At 63.5% G+C, this 6,178-nt stretch carries 3 protein-coding genes; all 3 read left to right on the top strand.

Annotated features, from left to right (window positions below; translation table 11 throughout):
- The coding region (locus AC0AP0_RS07700) for an RCC1 domain-containing protein (RefSeq protein ID WP_490430040.1) at positions 1–1,779 on the top strand (1,779 nt) is incomplete at its 5' end.
- Between the two features lie 257 nt (positions 1,780–2,036).
- Positions 2,037–2,318 (top strand): hypothetical protein, encoded by a 282-nt coding sequence (locus AC0AP0_RS07695; RefSeq protein ID WP_490430039.1) that lies wholly within the window; start codon positions 2,037–2,039, stop codon positions 2,316–2,318.
- Complete coding sequence (locus tag AC0AP0_RS07690; protein ID WP_490430038.1) at positions 2,215–5,931, top strand: RCC1 domain-containing protein; 3,717 nt, start codon at positions 2,215–2,217, stop codon at positions 5,929–5,931. The genes AC0AP0_RS07695 and AC0AP0_RS07690 overlap by 104 nt, the downstream gene beginning before the upstream one ends.
- Positions 5,932–6,178 lie beyond the last annotated feature (247 nt).

The following is a 6,178-nucleotide window of genomic DNA, read 5'->3' as shown; positions in this document are numbered from 1 at the left end:
GACATGCCCCAAAACCAGTCCGTTACTGAGGGCGGGCAGGCAATGCGCCCGTACCCCGATCTGAAGGCGGACGGCTGTCTGTTTGATGGTTGGTTCATCAAGGACGCCAATGGCGGTTCCAAGGTGGCGTATGATTTCAGCCAGCCGGTCACCGCGGACATCACCCTGGTCGCGCATTGGAGCCCCGCCAACACCGGCGGCTGGTCGATCAGCCCAAGCAAGGGCAACGTGATGGGCGGCCAGCAGACCACCATCACCCCGCCCAAGCTGAGCCGCGGCATCCGTTTCAGCCAGATAAGCGCCAGCAGCTCAATAAGTGGCTTCTCCGTGGGCGTGGCCAGCGATGGGAACGCCTACGCCTGGGGCGACAACGAGTACGGCCAGCTGGGCCAGGATCCAGACAAGACGCCTACGCAGAAGACACCGGTCAGGATCCCCCTGCCGGACGGCGTGGATTCCAGTTTCACCTACACGCAGGCCGCAGCAGGCGGGAACCACGCGCTGGCCGTCGGCAGCGACGGCATCGTCTACAGCTGGGGCATCAACGATCGCGGGCAGCTCGGCAACGGCAGTAAGGACACACAACACCATTCCAAGCCGCAGCCCGTCAAGGACGCGGACGGCCAGCCCTTCAAGGCCGTCCAGGTGAGTGCCGGCTACGCCGACTCGGCGGCCATCAGCCCGGATGGGCGCGTCTACACCTGGGGCAGCGAAAACAACAGTTACAACGTGTATAGCACGCCCAAACTGGCGCCGACCCTGGCCAAGGATCCCAACGGCTCCGGCCAGGGGCTGCACGCGGTCCAGGTCAGCGTCAACCGAGGCTTCATCATGGCCCTGGACGCGGACGGCAACGTATACACGTGGGGGTACAACGACTACGGTCAGCTCGGCAACGGCAAAAGCACAGGAGAAGGCAGCACCACGTATGCCGCCGACCCTGCACGCGTGCCCGATCCCAAGGACACGAGCAAGGCCTTCAAAGCCACGCAGATCAGCGCCGGAGGCTACCACGCACTAACCATCAGCCAGGACGGCACAGCCTGGGCATGGGGGTACAACGGCTGGGGGCAGCTGGGGGACGGCACGATAACCAGCCGTCCCACGCCCAAACAGGTAGGAAACCCCACAAACTCCAGCCAGCCATTCCAAGTCGCGCAGATCAGCACCGGTTGGGTCCACTCCTTGGCCATCGACAGGAGCGGCGCAGCCTGGGCATGGGGGTACAACTACGATGGCCAGCTCGGCGACAACACCACCAACTACAGGCACACTCCCACACGTGTATCGCCGCCCGCAGGCCAGGGCAACGCCGGCACCGGGCTCGCAACAGCACGAATCAGCGCAGGTTACTATCATTCCCTGGCCATCGGCCGTGACGGCAACACGTACAGCTGGGGAGACAACCAGTACGGCCAGCTCGGCAACGGGAGTCTGACGCAGAGCGGCACCCCGACCCAGGTGGCCCTCAACTCACTGCTGATCACTGGCATCAGCTTCGACAAGACAGCAGTCAGCTCCCTTCAGCAGAATTCTGACGGGTCCGTCTCTTTTGCCACGCCCGCCCATAATCCGGGTCTGGCTGATGTGATCGTGGACTGGACCCTGGGCGGCACCAAACAGGAACCCGCGCGCCTGGCTTACACCTACGAAGGCACCCTGCCCCTGACGGGCGGCGATGGGACCATGGTCCTCCTGCTCGCCGCCGGGCTGCTCGCCGCAGCCGGCGCCGCCGCGGCCGGACGCCACCGGCGGGAAGCCCGCATCCTGCAGGCTTGAAGACTTCACCCGAGTAAGCGGCCGGGCCGCATCCCAAGACGGCCCGGCCAACCAGGGTGGCCCCGCCAATCCCCCAACACAACGGAGCCACCCTTTCTCCTCTGCCTCCATACGAAAATCAGCAAGCACAACAGAACCGGTACCCCCTCTTGCCGCGCAAGGCCGACCTTCCTGGGCTCGTCTCCCATGGGCTGCGGCTGAGCCGTGCGTGGGCATGGCTGGTGTCGTGATAGAGTTGTTGCAGATCAAAGCCGGGATTGCGCCCGGCCTCCGGCGGGGAGCCGGTCTGGGGAGTTCAGGATGCGCTGCTGCGTCTCCTGTGGAAGGGGTTCATGCCTATCATGCGTCAGCATCCGTACACGCACAGCCGTCCGGCTAGGGCCGTCAGCCTGCTGCTGGCCGTCATCCTGCCTGCCAGCCTGATCGCCGGAGGCCTTGCCGCAGCCGACACGGCCGACAGCGAACCTGGCATGGCCGCCGCGCCGGCCATGCCAGGAGGCACCGGGGGGGGGGGGTCGTCAGACCCCTCGCGTAGCTAAGCAAAACCCCGGCACTTCCACCAGTGACGCAACACCTACAACCACACCGGCCACATCACCAACCTTCCAGTCACCACTGGCCACCCCATCGCCCCTGACTACAACCTCCCCTCTTACACCAGCACAAAACAAACCAACCACTGCCCCTACGCCAAACAATCCAGACAAGACCGCCGACAGCCAACCCCAAACACGCGCAGCATCCTACACCGTCACCTTTAAAAGCGACGACAACACAATCTTCAGCCAACAGACCATCCCCAGCGGCGGACAGGCCTCCAGGCCCAAGGACCCGGCCAGGGACGGCTACCTGTTCAACGGATGGTTCACCGGCAACACCGCCTACGACTTCACCCGGCCCGTCACCGGCAACATCACCCTGACCGCCAAATGGACCAGGATAACCAGCTCCTGGAGCCTGTCCCCCGCCTCCGGCCCAGCAGAAGGAGGCACCAGGATCACCCTCACCACGCCCACCACATCCGACATACGCCTCAACCACATCGAAACAGGAAAAGACTTCGCCCTGGCCATGGGCTCCGACGGCAACCTCTACAGCTGGGGAAACACAAGCGGTCTGGGACGCGGCACCAAGATCACGCCATACGACCGGCCGGGCATCGTCACCCCGCCGACAGGCATCCACTTCACCCAGATCAGCGGAGGACTAGGCTCTGCCCTGGCTTTGGGCTCGGACGGCAACCTCTACAGCTGGGGATGCCCCCTATACGGCGAAGCAGGACGCGAAATTGATCTATGCGATGACACGCCGGGCAAGGTGATCATGCCGGCAGACGGCACGAAATTCACCCAGTTCAGCGCAGGATTTACATATTCCTTGGCCATCGGGTCGGACGGCAACCTCTACAGCTGGGGAAGCAACAACTATGGCCAGCTGGGCAACGGCACCACCGATACTAATCCTCATGGCACGCCGAGCAAAGTGAACTTGCCAACAGGGGTCCCAAAATTCACCCAGATCAGCGCAGGCGGTAGCCATTCCCTGGCACTGGACGCGGACGGCAACCTCTACAGCTGGGGAATCAACTACTACGGCCAGCTGGGCAACGGCAGTACCGATTATAATCGACAAAACCCTCCGAGCAAAGGGCTGATGCCGGCAGACGGCACGAAATTCACCCAGATCAGCGCAGGAAACGATCATTCCCTGGCACTGGGATCGGACGGCAACGTCTACAGCTGGGGAACCAACAACAAAGGCCAGCTGGGACGCAACAACGGCGGGGCGAACGACGGCACGCCCCGCAAAGTGAACCTGCCTGCAGGCGTCAGAGGATTCACCCAGGTCATCGCAGGCGGCGATCATTCCCTGGCCCTGGGATCGGACGGCAACCTCTACAGCTGGGGAGACAACACCTACGGCCAGCTGGGACGCAACACCAGCGGCACGCAAGACGGCACGCCAGGCAAAGTGAGCATGCCGGCAGGCGTCACAATCACCCAAGCCAGCGCGCCAGGCATGTACATTGGGGATTTCTCCCTGGCCCTGGGCTCGGACGGCAACCTGTACAGCTGGGGATACAACAGCGCTAGCCAGCTGGGACGCAACACCAGCGGGAAATTCGACAGCAATCCCGGCATGGTCGACTTCCCTGCGAAGCCGAAGCCGACCGGCGTCAGCTTCGGCGGGACAGCGGGCACGAGCCTGACGGGCAACAAGGACGGCACCTGGAGCGTGACCACGCCCCGGCATGCAGGAGGCAAGACGGACGTGGCCGTCTCCTGGAGCAGGAACGGCCCGCAGCCCGACGCGCACCTTACCTACAACTACATCAGCTCCTACACGGTCGCCTTCGACAGCGACGGCGGCCAGCCGGCCCCAGGCCCGCAGCGGATCACCGAAGGCCAGCAGGCCGCACGCCCGACCGCCAGCCCAGCCAAGGACGGCTTCCTGTTCGACGGCTGGTTCCTCAAGGACGCCAAAGGGGATTCCAAGGTGGCTTATGATTTCAGCCAGCCGGTCACCGGCAACATCACCCTGGTAGCGCATTGGAGCCCCGCGGACACCGGCGGCTGGTCGATCAGCCCAAGCAAGGGCAACGTGCTGGGCGGCCAGCAGGCGACCATCACCACGCCCAAACTCAGCCGCGGCATCCGCTTCAACCAGGTCAGCGCCGGCGGCTATGAAATCGGAAGGGCCAGTGGCTTTTCGGTGGGCGTGGCCAGCGACGGGAACGCCTACGCCTGGGGCAGCAACCAGTACAGCCAGCTGGGCCAGGGCAGTTCCAGCAGCACTCCGCAGAAGACACCGGCCAGGGTCCCTCTGCCGGCTGGCGTGGCCTCCGGGTTCACCTACACGCAGGCCGTGGCAGGCGGCTACCACGTGCTGGCCGTCGGCAGCGACGGCATCGTCTACAGCTGGGGCGCCAACAACCACGGGCAGCTGGGCGACGGCACCACCAGCGACCATTCCAAGCCGCAGCCCGTCAAGGGAGCGGACGGCCAGCCCTTCAAGGCCGTCCAGATCAGCGCCGGCGCCTACGACTCGGCGGCCATCGACCCGCAGGGGCGCGTCTACACCTGGGGCAGTGAGTGTAACAGCGGCGGCTCATACAGCCTGTCTAGATCAACCCCAACCCTGGTTCAGGATCCGAGTGGTTCGAACGAGGGGCTGCAAGCAGTCCAGGTCGCCGTCAAATGGAGCTTCATCATGGCCCTGGACAAGAACGGCACCGTTTATGCATGGGGGTACAACGACTACGGGCAGCTCGGCAACGGCACTAGTGACTCCTCCTATACGAACCAACCCACGCCAGTACAATACCCAGGCAAAACAGGTCAGCCTTTCCAAGCCAAACAAATCAGCGCAGGAAGCTGGAGCGCTCTGGCCATTGATACGACCGATACAGTCTGGGCATGGGGATGGAATGATCGGGGTCAGCTCGGCAATGGCTCCACTGCCGATCGTCAGTACAGCCCCGTTCGGGTACAAGATCCCACAGGCACCAATCAAGGATTCCAAGCCAGCCAAATCTGTACCGGGACGAATCACACCCTGGCCATTGACAAGGAAGGAACAGCATGGGCCTGGGGGGACAACGGCTACGGTCGGCTCGGCAACGGAACCGTCAAAAACGCTCGGACACCAACACAGATAAATGGCTTTCTGCAACAGAACAATGCCGATGCGGGATTCAAAGCTGCACGCACTAGCGCCGGAAGCCAGCATTCCCTTGCGATCGGCCAGGACGGCAACGCCTACAGCTGGGGCGACAACCAGTGCGGCCAGCTCGGCACCGGAAACGAAACGGCACGGAGCAGCAACCCGACCCCAGTGCCATTCAATTCGATACTGATCACCGGCGTCAGCTTCGACAAGACAGCCGTGAACCCCCTGCAGCAGAATTCTGACGGGTCCGTCTCTTTTGCTACGCCTGTCCATAATCCTGGGCAAGCCGACGTGGTCGTGGACTGGACGCTGGGCGGCGTCAGCCAGACCCAGGAGCACCTGGCCTACACCTACGAGGGCGTCCTGCCCCTGACGGGCGGCAACGGCAGCATGATCCTCCTGCTCGCCGTCGGGCTGCTCGCCGCAGCCGGCGCCGTCGCAGCCGGACGCCACCGGCGGGAAACCCGCGCCCTGCAGGCATAAAATCTTCACCCGAGTAAGCGGCTGGACTAAACCCCAAGTTAGCCCAGCCGAAGGGTGGCCCCGCCAATCCCCCAACACAACGGAGCCACCCACCTCTTTGCATTCACCCTTTATACCCCTCTCTGGAATGAGTCAATATGGTGTGAAGCGGTCTTCATATAGTGTTCAGCCAAGCAGCCCGGCAGGCTGGCTGACGGGCGCTTGGAGCATGCGAACGAACCGTGGTAGCATTTGTATATAGGTTGGG

The sequence above is a fragment of the Bifidobacterium sp. POST2/T3 (B1) genome (genome assembly GCF_058197115.1).
Note: the sequence above shows the minus strand (reverse complement) of the source record. Positions and strands in the feature narration are given on the sequence as shown.